Source organism: Acetobacter fabarum (genome assembly GCF_011516925.1).
In the GTDB taxonomy this organism is placed as follows: Bacteria; Pseudomonadota; Alphaproteobacteria; order Acetobacterales; family Acetobacteraceae; genus Acetobacter; species Acetobacter fabarum.
Genome location: NZ_WOTG01000015.1, coordinates 29,293 through 46,531 on the forward strand (window position 1 = coordinate 29,293; position 17,239 = coordinate 46,531).

General features: G+C 54.5%; 13 protein-coding genes. 10 read left to right on the forward strand and 3 right to left on the reverse strand.

Translation table 11 applies throughout. The annotated features are described in order from the left end of the window. Positions 1-38: 38 nt before the first annotated feature. Positions 39-1,076, forward strand: a complete 1,038-nt coding sequence (locus GOB83_RS12575) for an AAA family ATPase (protein WP_165926321.1) — start codon at positions 39-41, stop codon at positions 1,074-1,076. After that, on the forward strand, positions 1,069-1,935 hold the full coding sequence (locus tag GOB83_RS12580; RefSeq protein WP_165926322.1) for a ParB/RepB/Spo0J family partition protein: 867 nt from the start codon (positions 1,069-1,071) through the stop codon (positions 1,933-1,935). The genes GOB83_RS12575 and GOB83_RS12580 overlap by 8 nt, the downstream gene beginning before the upstream one ends. 98 nt (positions 1,936-2,033) lie before the next feature. Here the strand turns inward: GOB83_RS12580 and GOB83_RS12585 are convergent, their stop codons facing one another. Then, positions 2,034-2,315 (reverse strand): hypothetical protein, encoded by a 282-nt coding sequence (locus GOB83_RS12585; protein WP_165926323.1) that lies wholly within the window; start codon positions 2,313-2,315, stop codon positions 2,034-2,036. Between GOB83_RS12585 and GOB83_RS12590 the strand changes: the two genes are divergently transcribed. The 6 genes from GOB83_RS12590 (at position 2,314) to GOB83_RS12615 (ending at position 13,495) form a co-directional block, all read left to right on the forward strand. Further along, on the forward strand, positions 2,314-7,443 hold the full coding sequence (locus GOB83_RS12590; protein ID WP_165926324.1) for a DEAD/DEAH box helicase family protein: 5,130 nt from the start codon (positions 2,314-2,316) through the stop codon (positions 7,441-7,443). The two genes, GOB83_RS12585 and GOB83_RS12590, sit on opposite strands and share 2 nt — an antisense overlap. A gap of 83 nt (positions 7,444-7,526) precedes the next feature. After that, entirely contained in the window at positions 7,527-8,501 is a 975-nt protein-coding gene (locus tag GOB83_RS12595; RefSeq protein ID WP_194301394.1) for a phosphoadenosine phosphosulfate reductase domain-containing protein, read from the forward strand. Positions 8,502-8,868: 367 nt separating this feature from the next. Continuing rightward, positions 8,869-9,537 carry a hypothetical protein gene (locus GOB83_RS12600; protein ID WP_165926326.1) on the forward strand — a complete coding sequence of 223 codons (669 nt, stop codon included), beginning with the start codon at positions 8,869-8,871 and terminating at the stop codon, positions 9,535-9,537. A 335-nt stretch (positions 9,538-9,872) separates the two neighbouring features. After that, positions 9,873-10,628 carry a hypothetical protein gene (locus GOB83_RS12605; protein ID WP_165926327.1) on the forward strand — a complete coding sequence of 252 codons (756 nt, stop codon included), beginning with the start codon at positions 9,873-9,875 and terminating at the stop codon, positions 10,626-10,628. Positions 10,629-11,201: 573 nt separating this feature from the next. Next, positions 11,202-12,320, forward strand: coding sequence for a hypothetical protein (locus GOB83_RS12610; protein WP_165926328.1), 1,119 nt, complete (start codon positions 11,202-11,204; stop codon positions 12,318-12,320). A gap of 596 nt (positions 12,321-12,916) precedes the next feature. Next, positions 12,917-13,495, forward strand: a complete 579-nt coding sequence (locus GOB83_RS12615) for a hypothetical protein (protein WP_165926329.1) — start codon at positions 12,917-12,919, stop codon at positions 13,493-13,495. A gap of 296 nt (positions 13,496-13,791) precedes the next feature. On the opposite strand, the gene GOB83_RS12620 is transcribed toward GOB83_RS12615, so the two are convergent. After that, complete coding sequence (locus tag GOB83_RS12620) at positions 13,792-14,097, reverse strand: CcdB family protein (RefSeq protein ID WP_165926330.1); 306 nt, start codon at positions 14,095-14,097, stop codon at positions 13,792-13,794. Next, complete coding sequence (locus tag GOB83_RS12625; RefSeq protein ID WP_165926331.1) at positions 14,098-14,343, reverse strand: type II toxin-antitoxin system CcdA family antitoxin; 246 nt, start codon at positions 14,341-14,343, stop codon at positions 14,098-14,100. A gap of 341 nt (positions 14,344-14,684) precedes the next feature. On the opposite strand from GOB83_RS12625, the gene GOB83_RS12630 reads away from it, so the two are divergent. Both GOB83_RS12630 and GOB83_RS12635 read left to right on the forward strand, forming a co-directional pair. Then, a complete protein-coding gene (locus GOB83_RS12630; protein ID WP_165926332.1) occupies positions 14,685-16,652 on the forward strand; it encodes a ParB/RepB/Spo0J family partition protein in 1,968 nt (655 codons plus the stop codon). 167 nt (positions 16,653-16,819) lie between these two features. Next, positions 16,820-17,188 (forward strand): hypothetical protein, encoded by a 369-nt coding sequence (locus GOB83_RS12635; RefSeq protein ID WP_165926294.1) that lies wholly within the window; start codon positions 16,820-16,822, stop codon positions 17,186-17,188. The last annotated feature ends 51 nt before the right edge of the window (positions 17,189-17,239 follow it).

Genomic DNA, 17,239 nt, shown 5'->3' on the forward strand with positions numbered 1-17,239 from the left:
TATAGCTTTGGACCAGACTCACGGGTTGGAGCATCATCATGCACAGATTCAAAGAATATAGAGATCGGCTGTCCCTTTCCCAATCTCAGTTAAAAGACCTTCTAAACGAACGTTTGAGCCGGAACTACGACAGACACACCATTTCCCGTTGGGAAAATGGAAAGCAGCCAATCCCGGCTGAAGTAGCAACCGAACTGGAACTATTGATAAATCGAGATCCTCGCGAAACTACAGTGATCTCATTTGCGAACCAAAAAGGTGGCGTCGGCAAAACTACCAGCGCTTTAAACATCGCTTTTGCTCTGACACGTTTGAATTTTCGTGTTCTTCTAATTGACGCAGATCCACAAGCGAGTGCAACGTCGGCGTTAGTCGGCTCTGACATCGTATCCTTGTATCGAAATAAGAAAACTTTGGACGCTGCTCTTCTTAAGGATGAGCCAATAACCGATATAATCCTGCCAAAAGATTATGAATTATCGGATGGCCGCACGCTCCCATTTTCTTTGATAAGTAGTCATATTGATCTTGCTGAAGTGGACGTTCGGCGAGAACCGGGAACCGAAGGTCTGCTTCGTGAAGCGATAGCTAAAATCAAGACTGACTATGACTATATCATAATTGATAGTCCGCCTCACCTCGGCTTCTTAACCTGGATGGCTCTTACTGCGGCGCATCTTGTTTACATACCAGTAAGAACTGAGCCTTACGATGTAATGGGCGTCAATTTAATCTTGGATACAATTGCAAAAGTTAACCGTCGTTCAAACCCGAGGTTGCGCGTCGGTGGTGTCATCCCCACACAATTTTCAGCCACCCAGTATGTTGACGTTGGTATTGTTAATCACTTGATTTCGGCTCTAGCTGGGAGGGCTGAAATTCTTGAACCTGTACCCAATAGCACCGCATACAGTAATGCTGCATGGGAATCGAAAATACCGGTAGAGGTTGCGCCGCGTAATCCCGCTGTGCAGCCTTACATCCGTTTAGCTGAAGCTATTTCTACAAAGAGCCAACCTGTTATCGCCGCACAAATTATAGAACAGCTTGGGAATGTGGGAGAGGGTAATGGCTAAATTCAAACCCAGAACGTCACCTTTTCTAGATAGGCAGGCTGCAGCAACAAAAACTTTAGCAACGCCGTTCCTGCGTGACAGTCAGTTCAAACACACTTTTGAAGCTATAGTAGCTGACATCCAGCCAGACCCGCAGCAGTCGCGGAAGATATTCGACGACGATGAAATTGTTGAACTTGCCCGATCAATAGACTCAAGAGGCCTGCTTCAACCAATCCTTGTTCGCCAGGATGATAGTCGGCCAAATGGCTGGATAATTGTGGCAGGCGAACGACGCTGGCGTGCAGTTTCGACGCTCGGATGGGAGCATATCCCCGCAATAGAATATGATGGGGACTACATCAGTGCCAATTTGGTAGAAAATCTGTTGCGGGAAGATTTGTCCCCGGTAGAGGAGGCGCAAGGGGTCCAAAAGCTAATTTCCCACAATGGATGGTCTCAAAGCGAAGCGGGGCGACAGCTATGTATTCCGCAGTCTCGTGTTAATAAGCTGATTCATATACTTGATCTTCCAGAAGATTTCTTAGTGAAGGCCGCTGAAAAAAAGTTACCTCTCAATACATTGGTCGCGATCTCTCGTGAAACCCAATCGCAGGTTCGGGATGAGATGATGGCTAAAGCGCTTGTGGGCGGTCTAACTGTTCTCGCAGCACATGCGGCCAGAACAGAAAAAAAGTATCGTACTCAATTGAGTGATGAGGATAAGTTTTCGAAAAGCTACGTTAATACGGCTCAGAAATTTATAAAAAATATCAGCGTTATAAAGGAAAGGTCCCAAAGCCTTACGGATGAGGAAATTGCTCTGCTACATCAAAGTATGGACGCAATTAACGATATTCTAGCAACGATCGGTAAGTAGTTTCCTCATCTATTTATGTCACGTGACATAGCCCAGATGTCACCTATGTCACGTGACATAGCTCCAACCTAATTATCTATGTCACGTGACATAGGAAATTAGATTGAAAACTTAACAACAAAATATCCGCAAAAAATAAAACTCCGACCAGCCCTGAGCGTCGCGCGCAAAGGGTGGGTCGGTCTGTCTGACGCCAGCCCGATCCCGGCGCAGGCGCCGCCTTTGCCCGCGCCACCCAGGCCCGGTTCCGGAGACAGCATGCAGAAGAAAATCTGACGCAACACAGCGATCAGTCCCCTTCCCTGCTGTTGTCCATCCTTACCGAACGCCGCCTCGTCCCAGACGCAGGCGGCGTTCGGCGTTTGCCCGGAGCCTTCCATGTCCCTGTTCGATGATCAGCTCAGCCTGTTCTCTTCCTCTTCCCTCTGTGGTGCTGCAGACCTGTTCTGGGGTGAGCTTGAAGGCGAAGACAGCCCCCTCCCCTCCCCCGTCGCAGAAACCCCACTGGTCATCCCCCAGACCGATTTCCGCCTGATGGGCACCCGTGGCCTTGCCAGCAGCTGGAAAGACCGTGCGCGGGACAATATTGCGGCAATCAAGCTGCTGGGAACGCTTGAAACCGAAGACCGTAATGCAACCCCCGACGAGCAGGCTGTGCTGAGCCGTTTCATTGGCTTTGGGGCGGGTGAACTGGCCAACGCCCTTTTCCCCCGTGCGGGAGAACCTTACCGCGCAGGATGGGAAAGTCTCGGCAAGGCTCTGGAGGCTGCCTGCAGCGAGACGGATCATGCCGCCCTCGCCCGCTCCACCCAGTATGCCCATTACACGCCGGAATATATCGTCACTGCCATCTGGGACATGCTCATGAAGCGTGGCTTTCAGGGTGGGTCAGTCCTGGAACCCGGCTGTGGTGTTGGCCAGTTCATTGCCCTCAGGCCCGAGCGTCTCGAAGGTCAGATCGCCTTCACGGGCATTGAGATGGACAGCATTGCCGCACGGATTGCCCGCAAGCTCTTCCCTAAACAGTGGATCAGGCACGAAGACTTCACAAAGGCAGTTCTGGCGACCACCTATGATCTGGCGATCGGCAATCCCCCCTTCTCCAACCGCCAGGTCAATGCAGCGGATCACCGTGAGCTGCGGGGGTTCAGTCTCCACGACTGGTTTATCGCCCGTTCAATCGCTGCCCTGCGCCCAGGCGGCTTCGCGGCATTTGTCACGTCCCGCCATACACTGGACAAGGCTGACCAGAAGGCCCGTCAGCATATCGCCGAAGACGCTGACCTGCTGGGGGCCGTGCGTCTGCCCGCAGGGGCAATGAGTGCGGATGCCGGTACCGAGGTTGTGCTTGATCTGCTGGTGTTCCGCAAACGCATCATCGGCGATCTGCCCGGTGATCAGGGCTGGCTGGAAACCGGGACCGTGCCAGACAGCGATGAAGGTCGTGGTCCGCTGAGCATTAACCGCTATTTCCTCGACAATCCCGCTCAGGTTCTGGGGCGGCATGGCTGGGCTAGCAGCCAGTTCGGACTTGATTACTGCTGCCTGCCGGTATCGGGCGTGGACCTTCACGCTGCTCTGCCGGAAGCTTTGGCCCGTATTGCCCCCGAGAGCCGGTTTCTTCCGCCTGTTGAGCAGCGCATTACGCGGCCAGAACTGGATGGCCTGCGCGTGGGCACCGCGGCATCAGGCGCTGACCTGAAGGAAGGCAGCTACTATCTGCACAACCGTATCCTGCATCAGATCATTGGTGGTGCCGGCCAGGAAGTGCCCATCCGCAAGGGTGACCAAAAAGAAGGTCTGTTCCAGAAACATGCGCGCATTATTGAAGCGCTGATCCCGGTGCGGGACGCGGCAAAGGCCGTGCTGCGCGCGCAGATGGACAATCAGCCCTTTGGGCGGCACCAGCATCGGCTGCGGCAGGCGTGGCAGAGTTTTACCCGCCAGTTCGGGCCGATCAATCTCACCAACACCACGGTCCGGGTTAACGCCACCACTGGTGAGGAAACCGAAAGCCGCCGCAGGCCCAACCTTCAGCCGTTCTATGATGATCCCGATGTCTGGCTGGTTTCCTCCATTGAAGAGTATGACGAGGCGACCCAGACAGCCCGGCCGGGGCCGCTGTTTACCGAGCGCGTCATCCATGCGCCGGTCGAGCCCGAAATCCATTCCGCTCATGACGCGCTGGCGGTCTGCCTGCATGACGCGGGGCGTGTCGATCTACCCCTGATCGCCGAGCTGACCGGCTGTAGCGTGGATGAGGCCCTGAACGAACTGGGCGAGGCCGTCTATCTCGATCCCGAGGCTTCGTGTCCGGGGTGCGATGTGTGGGTGGCGGCGGACGAGCTGCTCTCAGGGGCCGTGCGCACCAAACTCGTGGTAGCCCGTGACGCAGCACAGAACGACCCGCGTTTTGCCCGCACGGCGGCAGCGCTGGAACGGGCCCAGCCCGAGGATCTGAGGCCATCTGACATTACGGCCCGCCTGGGTGCGCCCTGGCTGCCAGTGAGCGACATCATGGCCTTCACCCGCGAGGTGTTGGGGGTTGAGGCTGTCATCCACCATACCGCCGAGGTGGCCTGCTGGAGTGTCGAGAAACGTGCTTTTGTTGGGCGGGCCGAAGCGACGTCAGTCTGGGGAACGGAACGCCGACACGCTGGTGAACTGCTCGAAGACGCGCTCACGCAGGCCTCCCCAAAAATCTGGGACACGATCAGGGATTCCAACGGTAGCGATAGCCGGGTGCTGAACACGCAGGAAACCGAAGCGGCGAAGGAGAAGCTGGCCGCTATCCGTCAGGCCTTCCAGAACTGGGTCTGGCAGGACGCCGAGCGGGCTGACCGTCTGGTGCGGCTGTATAACGATACCTACAACAATCTCGTGCCGCGCACCTTCAATGGCGATCATCTGCGTCTGCCCGGTGCAAGCACAGTCATCACCCTGCGCGAACATCAGAAGCGGGTGATCTGGCGGATCATCGCCGCGGGCAGCACCTACATCGCTCATGCCGTGGGGTCGGGCAAAACCTTCTCCATGTGTGCCGCCGTCATGGAGCAGAAACGGCTGGGGCTGATCAGCAAGGCAATGATCGTTGTGCCAGGGCATTGTCTGGCCCAGATGGCCCGTGAGTTTCTCATGCTCTATCCGACTGCCAAAATCCTTGTCGCGGATGAGACGAATTTCGCGAAGGCCAAACGCCAGCGGTTTCTGGCCCGCGCGGCCACGGGGAACTGGGATGCGATCATCATCACCCATGACGCCTTCAAATTCATTGCCGTAGAGGCGGCCTTTGAGCGCGGCATGATCGATGAACAGATCGACGCCTATGACACGCTGCTCTGCGACATGGATAAAGACGACCGGCTGTCGCGCAAGCGTATCGAGCACATGAAGGAAATCATGGAAGCGAAGCTCGAAGGGCTGGCGAGCGTCAAGGATGACCTGCTGCATCTGGGGGAGTTGGGGATTGACCAGATCCTCGTGGATGAGGCCCAGCAGTTCCGCAAACTGAGCTTTGCCACCAATCAGGGCGACCTCAAGGGGGTGGCCCCAGAGGGCTCCCAGCGCGCGTGGGACCTGTTCGTCAAGGCCCGCTATCTTGAGCGGGTCAATCCCGGCCGCGCGCTGGTGCTGGCGTCTGGCAGTCCGATTACCAACACATTGGGCGAGTTGTATTCGGTCCAGCGCTATATGGCGCTCGATGCGCTGCGTAGCCGCGGCCTGCACGAGTTCGACGCATGGGCCGCCAATTTCGGGGAGACCCGGACCGAACTCGAACTGCAGCCCAGTGGCCTCTACAAGCCCGTCACGCGCTTTACCGAGTTCGTCAATGTTGCGGACCTCATGGCCCTCTATCGTGACTTCGCCGATGTGGTCCAGCAGGACGATCTGCGCCGCTATGTCAATTTGCCAGCCGTGCGTGGAGGCCACCGCCAGATCGTCGTAGCACCAGTCCATGCACGCTTCCGCGCCTACCAGAAGACTTTGGCGGAGCGGATCACCGCCATCGAGCGCCGCAAGGGCAAACCCCAGAGGGGCGACGACATCCTGCTCTCGGTCATGGGGGACGCCCGTCATGCGGCTCTTGATCTGCGCTTTGTCGGCTGGGGCAGGGCAGGGGAGGGGGAGGACAGCAAGCTTGATCTGATGATCCGCAATGTCTTCGCTATCTGGGAAGAGAGTGCGCAGAACCGGTACACCAATCCCGAGACTGGCCAGCCTTACGCCCAGCCCGGTGCCGTGCAGATGATTTTCTCCGATCTGGGCACCGTGGGAGCACAAGGTAAGCGGGGCTTCTCCGCCTATCTGTGGATGCGTGACGAGCTGGTGCGCATGGGGGTGCCGCGCGAGCAGATCGCTTTCATGCAGGATTACAAGAAGGCTGAAGCCAAGCAGCGTCTGTTCGGCGACCTCAATGCAGGCCGCAAGCGTATCCTGATTGGCAGCACCCAGACCATGGGCACGGGCGTCAATGCACAGCAGCGGTTACTGGCCCTGCACCATCTGGATGTGCCCTGGCTGGTCTCTGACATCATCCAGCGCGAAGGGCGTATCGAGCGTCAGGGCAACCAGAACCCCGAAATACGGATTTACGCCTACGCGCAGGAAGGCTCGGTCGATGCCACCAACTGGCAGCTGCTTGAACGCAAACTGCGCTTCATCGCCATGGCCATGTCCGGTGATCGGTCCATCCGGCGTGTGGAAGATCTGGATAGTGATGGCAACCAGTTCGCCATGGCCAAGGCGCTGGCCTCGGGTGATATGCGGCTCATGCAGAAGGCCGGTCTGGAGGCCGAACTCGCACGGCTCGAACGCCTCTATGCCGCCCATTACGATGATCAGTTCGCCGTGCGCCGGGCTGTCCAGCAGGCCGAGCGCGAGATAGCCTGGGCGCAGACGCGCATCCCGCTGATTGAAGCTGATCTGGGGACCCGGGTGGCCACGCGCGGTGAGGCCTTCCGCTTCGAGACTGAACGTGGCGTGATCACCGAGCGTGAGAAGGCGGGGGCGTTCCTGCTGGCCCAGCACCGTCTGGCGGTCAGGAATGCGCAGGAAGGCCAGTGGACGCTGGGCCGTATCGGCGGATTTGCCATCACGCTGGATGCCGTCAGCCGCCAGCGTTTCACCGAGGACAAGGTGGTGACAGAGGCGGGGCTGTCCGTGGCATTCGCGCATGGAACGGTGGACATTCCCGTGGACCAGGACACGAAGCCTCTGGGACTGGTGGCCCGCATCGAAAACCTCGTGCTGCGTCTTGATGGGGAACTGGCCGACACCCAGAAAACCCGTGATGAGGCCACACGACGGCTGCCCGCCTATCAGGCCCGGCTGGGAGCACCCTTCCGCGATCAGGCGCTGCTCGATGAGAAACGCAACGCGCTGGCCGAGCTGGAAGCCGATCTTGCTGCAACCAGCAGGGAAGGGGAGGAAGAGGCCCCGGCCAACGATGACATCCCGCCCACAACAGAAGAGGACGATGCCGCCAACGCGCTCAGGGACGCAGCCTGAGCCACGCGGGCCGTCCGGCGTCACAACGTCGGGCGGCACACTGGAAACAGATGTGGATCATAAGCCCTCAAAGGAGCCGGAGAATGGAGCGGATCGACTTCACCAGCTATGACCGGATTATTATTGCCTGTAGCGGTGGTAAGGATAGTATCGCTGCCTTGCTGCATCTTCTGGAGTGCGGTGCGCCGGTAAACCGTATGGAGCTATGGCACCACGATGTGGACGGGCAGGGACCATCCTTCATGGACTGGCCGTCCACCACGTCCTATGTCCACGCCTTGGCGAACCACTTTGAAATTCCCTGTTACCTGTCATGGCGCGAAGGTGGCCTGAAAGGCGAGATCCTGCGCAATGGTGTGCCCACCGCTGCAGTGCAGTGTGAAACCCCCGCAGGGCTGGTGCGCCGGGGCGGTGCAGGTCCTGTTGGTACCCGCCTGCGGTTCCCGCAGGTGAGTGCCAGCCTCAGCACGCGCTATTGCAGTGCGACCGCCAAGATCGATGTGGCCGACATGGCCTTGCGTGCGCAGGATCGGTTTCTCGGGAACCGCACGCTGTTCGTGACAGGGGAGCGGGCCGAGGAAAGTCCGAACCGTGCCCGTTACGCAGTGTTTGGCGCGCATCGCACGGACACGCGCGACAGTCGGCGCAGGTGCAGGCATGTCGATCATTACAGGCCCGTACATGCATGGAGAGAGGCACAAATCTGGGCCATCCTGCAAAGGTATGGCGTGATCCCGGCCCTTCCTTACCAGCTTGGTTTTGGGAGGCTCTCCTGTGCGCTCTGCGTGTTTATGAGTGTGGATCAGGCTGCAACCTTGCGGCACATCATGCCCAAGCGTTTTGACGCACTGGCTGTGCTGGAGCAGACGTTTGGATGCACAATGAAACGCGAGTGTGGGCTTCATCAGTTTGCAGACAGGGGACGGGTTTACGCGGCGACACTGGCGAGGCCGGATCTGGTCGCCTGTGCACTGGAAAATCAGTGGCACGGGCCGGTTGTTACGTCACGCTGGGCGTTGCCCGCTGGAGCGTTTGGGGAAAGCGTGGGGCCGGGATAAGCGGCTTTGGGGGGAAAGCCGTCCGTCCGGTTCCGGGCCGTATCACGAAAAGCCGGACATGGGCATCCGGTAAGAATGGCCGAAAGCCGACTTGCTACATTGAAGAACGGTGGACTGAGACCTACCGCTTGTTTCTCCCGAATCATTCTGCTGGTTCTGATCCCATGGAGGCCTGCTTCAGGATCTTTTCGCTCTTTTCAGGGGGTGTGGTCCTTCAGGCCATTACACGGTTCAAATTTCTTTTGTTTGTGTCCCACGCATTTCGTCTGAATCGCGTCGTGTGTTGACAGCGCCCGCACTATGTCCTGGATTTAGGACATAGTGCGGGCGCTTGGGTTCGGCTAGATTGGGCAGGAGGCTCTGATACATGAACTCAGATCACCGGATGTCGGCCGACAAACTCGCCAAGTTGGGACGTGCACTCTATGGGGAACGGTGGCAGACCGCACTTGCGACAAAACTAGGCGTTGTCGATCGGACAATGCGACGCTGGCTGAACGGTGAGTCCTCCATTCCACACGGTATCGAAGAAGAATTACACAAAATATTGGCCGCAAATCTCAACGAAATCGATCGTCTGACGGAATTCGGTTTTGATTTGTCGGATCGTGAAAATATCCGTGCTGAGGAATTCAACAAGATTCTCGTGGCAATGTTTGAGCGTGGAGACAAGAGGTGGATTACGCCATCCGGATCAATTCTGGATGTTCTGCGAGCCTTCATTAAAGAGGGAAAAATCGACAACGTAAGTATAGCATGCAGAATGTATTTTAAAATTCATGGCGAGGGAGCTGCTAATTATGTCTCGCGTCATCTTCCTGGTCTCCTCATCAACAATTACAAGCCAATAAGCGGAGTTCTAAACTTTGATCAATTCCTGCAATGGAGCAACGAAAACTCTAATTGGCAGGATGAGATCGTCAATAGCGCAGCTTCGCCCGATTTAGGCATTAAGGTCCGTGACCTTGTAGTACGTATGTCCTCGTTCAAAAGGATTTTGGAGACGGATAGCGTCGTACGAGTCGAGCGCCGATGAAATCTTTCGATTTGCGGTGTCTGCAAAGGGCTTGAGGGTTTTACCTCCCGTTGAACCATTCCTAGCCTACTTGCTAGTAAATAGACCATCAAGGTGGGCTTAGGTGGTATCCGCCCAGAATGATCACTCGTTCATGCCTCTGAGGCCAGAGTCGTGACGGTGATCCTCGGTCGTGAATAAAATTGACGTAAAAATTCAATGTTCATTATAGTAGGTATTTTCTAGAGAGTTTGAAGGCGAAGATGATTTCAATAGACATTACGAAATTGAGGCCCGGTGACGTAATATTCTCCCTTTATCCAGCTCCTTCGTCGCTAGCGATATCAGCGTTGACAATGAGCATGTTCTCCCATGCGATGTTGGTAGTGTACCCGGATGTTTGGTTTGAAACCGACGGTGCGGGCTCCGGATTCAAACGGATTGAAAGTGTGAAAGCCTATGGCAATCTGACAGGTCACTGTGAGATAATAGCTGAGCTACCCTACATCAAATTCGATGTATTACGACTCGATAATCCTCCTACGACAGTACAGATTTTAGCATCGATAAGTAACCATATTGCTTTCAGATATCCTGAATTAGTTGACTTCCTCCCGTTGATGATCGGTCTGAGACGCTTTCCTCGTTTAGCGGAAAAACTTGTTGGTAAGTTAGTGAAAGAAAGACCGCTTGATACCGGCAGCTATTGCTCGCAATTGGTGTTCAAAATACTTGAAGAGACAATAAAACTGCCAATCAATTCCTCGAATGGACATATTTCACCAGGATCTCTCAGACGAACTCTCTATAAGAGAGATTTTGTTACGACTGTTAATTGTAAAGTAAAAAATACCCCACCAGCCACGACAAGAAATCAAATACTTGAGCATAAGTATGAGGAATTGCTCAAAGTTACGGCCAAATTAAAAGCCTTTCAATATCCGCATAATAGACAATCATTTGATAAGGCCCTCACTGAGACATTTATGGAGATGGGGCTCTCATTGGATCCATCTCATTTTTCAATTTCCGCAAGTCATCTTCGAACGATCATAACTCGCACACGATATTTTCTCATGCATGATTTATTTTGGCCGTCTCGCTACAATTAGAAACGGACCTGAGTGCTGAGCGACAACTTTTGCAAGTGGTAAGTGCTCTCTTATTCCGTTCATTGGGTTTGAACGCGAGCCGTGGATCATGTTCCATAAGAACCCTTTATTGCGCAGGTTAATGTCGCTTACAGGATTGAACTTAGAAGCAGCTACATGGCAACCGTGGGCACCCACTCGCCCCGTGATCAAGAGACGATCACACTATTGGAATGTCTGTCCTAGAGTACTCGGCCAAAGTCCCTGAACGACTGGGATTCGAGCAAAACCGCCTGGCCCACGAAACCCCTCCAATGAGGTAGAGAGGTGGCCCCATCCGTTCGGACAGTTTTTGGGAATGAATAAGCTATACCCGGTTGTCGTTATACCACTATTCTGACGGCACGGCCCCCTGAGATACGCCTCATCGGGCGTGCGTCCAGCAGTGTCGAGCGCAGATGCTGGCCGTATCAGGTTGTGACACGCCATTGGTCAAAGTTTGTAAGTATCTCTCTTTTAACCATATAATCTTCGTAATAGCATGACGACATGGATGCGGTGTTAATCCGAAATCGTAGGATAAGGTCAGGCAGTATGGCTAGCAGCAGATTTGATGAGATAGATAGATGGCTAACAGGCCAAGCAAAGAAGGAAAACAGATCCGAAGGTGAAAAAAAAAGACAAATATATCTATTGGGAACACACTTTTCGCGAGCAAGATTTCAAGAGAATTATGAATGCCTGTTCCCAGGATGTCGTCATAATGCAATACGGTCACACATATTCCAGAGGGGCAATAAGACGATAGGTGCTGTAATGAATACAGTGTCCTGTGACGGGTTAACTATGATACCTCACTTTGATCAAACCAAAGGGCACGTATGTTTGAAAGAAATATCTAATGGAGCACAGGCAACATTTGCAGGTTTTTGCGAGGAACATGATCGTTTATTTCATGAGTTTGAAGACCATGGAACTCTATCTGATGAAAAACACTTCATCTTACAAGCTTACCGATGTGCGTGCCGAGAACTATCTATTCGAGACAATGCATCTTTAGCTATGAAAAATGCCGTATCCGAGATAAGGGAAGACATTATAAGAAAATTAAAACTTGATTTTACTGATACTTTCGCTCCCACACTTGATGAACTTTCGTGGTTTGAACAACGTGCCAATAATATGAAGTTCTGGATTGATTCCGATTCCGCGAGACTGCGTCTTGAAACGTTTGGGGAATCTCCTAGAATCTCGAATAAAATATCTATAATATGTGAAAAACTTCGTCAGTATGCAGACTCTGACGTTAAAAAACCTCCAAAAAACTTATTTGTTTCAAGAAAAACCATCAACAAGCAGCTACCTATTGCTGTAAGTGGGATATTTATTTGGGGTCCAAATCATAAAGGTGATTTTAAAATTTTGCTTGTTGTTGCCATTCCAAACAATGGAAAGCAGGAGATGATTTTTGTATGCACAAGTGGTGATGTGAGTCAAGCTAATACGGTTATCGGTGACCTTGCTTCTGACGCGCAGTGCATTGAATTTATCGAGAAATTTACTATTAGTAAAGCTGATTGCTGGTATTTAAATCCAAAATACTTCAAAAGTATGCCCCTAGAACAGCAGGAAACATTACGTGCGGCTGTGTCCAAGGCGGGGGATGGAGGGTTGAATGATGCCCCGTGCGTGTTTGGCTTTAACTGCGCATAAAGGTATGGTATTGAGATATAATGTTATTTGTATTTTGAGGCATCAAAAACGGAAATCTGGACAGTCCTCCTATTTTCTGTAATCATCTGATCATTGAGGGATAGAACACGATCCACCGCGCCTTCTTTCTGAAACAAATGCTTTACGTGGCAAGGCGATCCTGCAAGCGACCCGACAGGCTCCATGATAGTCGTTATTCTTGAATTTGCTTCTTGCAGGTTCTCCACTCTCGCGGTGCACCAATTATCTTGACGGTGCGACGACAGATGGATCCGCCGCTTACCGGTGAGAGTTACTCCTATTCAGTCAGGCGACCAACAAAATTAGAATCGATTGGCGGCCTAGGCGGCGCTGCAACACTTTTTGTTCTTGCTGCACCCACGCATATAGCGTGGCAAGAACGGTTTGCTTGGGGAAATGTCGGTTTTCAGGAAACCGTCACCCCCGCTTGGTTGTCAGCCATGAGGGCGGAAAAAACCATCTCACATTGATCTGGGCAGTCTGGTGTCGGGTGAATTATTCCCATTGGCTTTCCGGTCTTATTCCTTAAATCCTATAAGAAGATCTATTCTATCGGTGCTAGATGGGGAATGTAATTGGAAAAAAATATAAGAGACGGCGTCGCAGAACAACTACTGCCGCGGCAGATCAGGTTGGTTCAGTCTCTCGCTGATTTCCAGATGGCATACAGCGCCGTAGAATTTATGTGTGAACTTGACGAGGATCGCCTCGTCACTCGCGTCGAGCGACGGCGCTACCGATGTTTTGAAGACACTGCTGTAATTGCCTATGGGCGCGCCTTCGCAAATGCTAACAATTTACCTATGCTCAGTTTTAAACAGATCAATATTAGCCCTAACCCTGACGAACGTGCTCTGCATGAGCGACTGTTAGAGCGACGTAACAAGGTCGTAGCTCACTCCGACGCTGATCGGCAGCGCATTAGCTTCACAACCGAATGCTTCAGTTGGGAAAACAAGCAGGTGATGATGCCACGTTTGGACTTCGACGATGCGCTGGCATTTTTTGCTGAGCGGGAGGCGTTGGTTGCGTGGTTTAGCACCCTTATATCGGCGACTAGAAAACGTCTCTTTAAACAAGTGCAAAGCATGTCGGAGATACGCTTCGTTCGTGATCACACTTTGACTGTCAGTTCTAATGCCGAAGATGGCTAGGAGGAAAAGGTATTATGTCTTCGTCTGCGGGCCAAAATCACTGATGACTGGGGCACAAGGTCAATACGCTACCAAAATCCTAAGACTAGCGTCAGGAAACGTAATAGATCACAGCAGGATGTGCGCCTCCTCTCGGCAAAAAAAGTAATGCGGACGGTGCTCGCCAATATCCCGAATTCGTTTATGATGGTCGCAGCGACGCTGGGTGGCCGGGCGCAAACGAAAGTCCGCTTTTGAGATAGGCTCAAGAGAGCTTGAGCGTCTACCATGAGGCGAAAACCGACTAAGGCTGTCTCTCAGAAACCAGTTAAAAGCAGATCAATAGCCTGGGCGATTTCATCCTGATAAAGAGACAATGTAGTCACGACTTTCTTCAGATCACGTTCAGGCACAGCAGCCATAAACTGTGTCATCATAACGAACGACTGGTCATCGATTACGAAAACCGGATTCAGTCTCTTTGCCGGCCTGGGTGCCACTTTCTGTGATAAAAGTGGCACCACGATGCGGGTGCCCAACTCGTCAAGCAGGTCTGCCTGCACATCTAAAACGAAACGCGCTTCACCTCGTCCGGCCAAACGATATACATCAAAACGGGCCATTCAGAAGTTCCGATAATCCGCGAGAGGAAGACCATTCTCTTCGACATACTGTCGGGATGCTTCAAGGGAGGAGCGATTTTCTGCGAGCCATTGTTGAGCACGGATTGAAGCGATCGCTGACTTCAACCCCTGTTCGCAGGCCTGCGATATGTTGAGATCAAGCGATTTGGCTTCTTCGAGTAACTGAACCGGTAACGTCACATTAGTCGGACGACGTGATGGGCTGGTGGAATGCAGGCGAACCATAGCTTTACTCCATGTCCTGGAAACCGGAGCTTAGCACATGCGTATGCACATTTCCATGTGCATATTATCATCCCGATATATGGCCGCTTTCCGAAAACTCAAGCAATTCCTCTTACGTCTGACATAAGGGCGTAAGCAGACATAACCGAAAGATAAAAAGACAGGAACGGCTGCCACAGCTTGGGCGGGCGCGCAAGCGCCAGGCGTTGCGCGCCTGACGGCGCGGCCTTGCCCGCCCGCCCAAGCTGCGACCGCGCGGAAAATATCAGGAGATTGAAAAAAGAGCAGATCAGCTCAGACGCAATCGCCTGCCAGTTTTCCCCATGATCAGGAGCCTCTCCATGGAACTGCGCGTCGTCGATCCGAAAACCCTTCTCGACAATCCCCAAAACCCCCGCACCTCAGCCCCCAATGTCGAGGCCGACCGACGCCTTGCCCATAATATCAAGGTGGTGGGGCTTCTGCATGCCCCGTTGGTGCGCGAACTGCCCGACGGCCAGTTGATGATCGTGGCAGGCCATCGCCGCCGTCGCGCTTGTGTCCTCGCGAAAATGCGTGAAATGCACGTTATTGTTACGTCTGCCGACGAAAAACTGGATGGTCTGGCGGCCGGCTCCGAAAACATCATCCGCGAAGCAATGACCCAGAGCGAACAATGGCGCTTTGTCGATAAGGCCCGCCGCGATAAATCGCATACAGACGCACAGATTGCCCGCGCGCTGATGGTTACACCAGCCTATCTGAAACGGCTGTCGCTTCTGGCGGGTCTGCACGAACCGATCCTGCACGCGATCGACATGGGCCGTGGTCCGGACTTCAACGACCTGAAGGTGATCGCCGCCGCTCCAGTGGAAGAGCAGCGCGCGGCATGGGCAGAAATGTTTGAGGATATGGTCGAGGACGATGCTGACCCGGCCGAGTATCGTCTGAATGCCGAAGACCCCGAGGACGTTGTGCCCTGGCGTGATCTTGCCCGGTTCCTGAAACAGACGCGCTATATGGCGGTGGATGCCCGCTTTGATGAGGCCATGGCCAAAGCCTGTGGCGTGGTCTGGACCGAAGACCTGTTTGCCGAGGGTGGGAAGGATAACCGCTTTACCGAGGATGGTTCAGCTTATGCCGCAGCACAGGAACAGTGGCTTGCCGACTGTCTGCCCGAGGGTGGGGTCAGGATGGAGACCGGCGAGTACGGGCAGGCGGCCGCGCCAGATGGCTATAAACGGGTGTTGAACTGGATGACGGCAGAGGAAACCGATGTGATGGGGTATTTCCTCAACCCCAACACCCTGAAGATCGACGAAATCCCGTTGCGGCCGCAGGCGCTGGAAGAACAGGAAGGGACTGTGCCCCCGCGCAGCATTGTGCCTGCTAGCGTTGTGGCTCCCAAAGAGCGTGCGGCCATTTCTGGCACAGGCCTGACCATGCTGGGTCTGATCCGCACACAGGCGTTGCATGCGGCACTTGATGCGGTTGCTCAGGACGTAGACCCGTGGGATCTGGTTGCGGCCCTGCTGCTCGCCCTTGGGGGGCAGAATGTCAAAGTGCATACCCCTGAACAAGAACATTATGGTCAGATGACCCGGCGGGAGACCGCCCTGGCCACGCTCTTTCCCGAAGGTGTGTTGATCCGCGAGCCTGCACTCCTACGACAGGAAGCGGTGGCCGTGCTCAAGAACGTCGCAAACTGCACGATCAGCCAGCACAGCGGCAGTGGTCTAACGGCCCAGCTCATGGGGCTGCTGTTCGACGCCGATGCGCAGATGCCCAATATGGCGTTCGACGACTTCCTCAAATGCTTCAGCAAACCTGCCATCATGGAGGCAGGCAAGGCACTGAAACTCCTGCCTCGCAACACCGGCAAGGAGATGCGGACTGCCATCATGGCGCATGTGGGAGCGGACGGTCGTTGGGTGCCCGAACAGGCAGGGTTCGGTCCTGCGATCGATGAGTGGAAAGCGGAACTGACCGCTATGGTGCGTAACGCTGAAAGGCTGGCCTCTCTGAGAGGTGGTCATGAGGCCGACGATGAGGAAGAGGGTGAATTTGATCACCTGCTTACCGTTGAAGAAGAACTGTACGAAACTGGTCAGGAAGGGCCGGACGAGGCTGAAACAACGCCGAGAGAAACCGCTGACGCATGCGAGGCCGATGACCCAGAAGAACGGGAAGAAGACTCAGCTGAGGTGAAAGACGCCCTGCTTGAACAGGCAGGCAGGGTTCTGGTGCCCGATGATGCCGACCCTGACGCGCGGGCCGCGGTCAAAGCCCATCTGGATAGTCACCTTGAGGTGGTGCGGATCGCCGCCTGACGGCGGTCGGCTTCAGACCAAAACTCAAAAACACAGACGAACAGCGCGCCTGCCAGAACGGGGCCGCGCGTTCAAACGGTGGGGCTTCGCGCCCGGCGCTGCGCGCCGCGTTTGAGCGCGTGTCCGCCGTCCCGGCAGGCAGCAGGTATTCAGAAAAGGAGAATGCCATGCGTCCGATTACCTTCCTGCCTCCTGCGCACAAATTGCAGGCTCCGTCACGCTGGGCCTGTGTCGATGCTTCCGTAACGTGCCGGCGCTGCCATCACGAATGGCCTGATGGTGATCCGGCCTACCAGATGGCGTGTCGCGGCTGCGGGGCGCCTGTGGGCCAACCCTGCTGCCGTCCAGAAGGCGGGAACGAGCGTGTGTGCTTCCAGCGTGATCAGGATGCGCGCAGGGCAGGGGTGCTGATCCCCTGTGAAGGGCTGAGCTGGGATGGTCGCCACGACAAGCCCCTGAAGCTTTCTCTGAGCCGCACACTCCACGCTCGCGCGGTGCTGAGTGGTGCGCCTCCAGCCCGCCGTTTTGCTGCCTAAGCCAATGCAGGGAGGCACAACCGCCTGCCTGCAATCAGAAAAAACAGAATA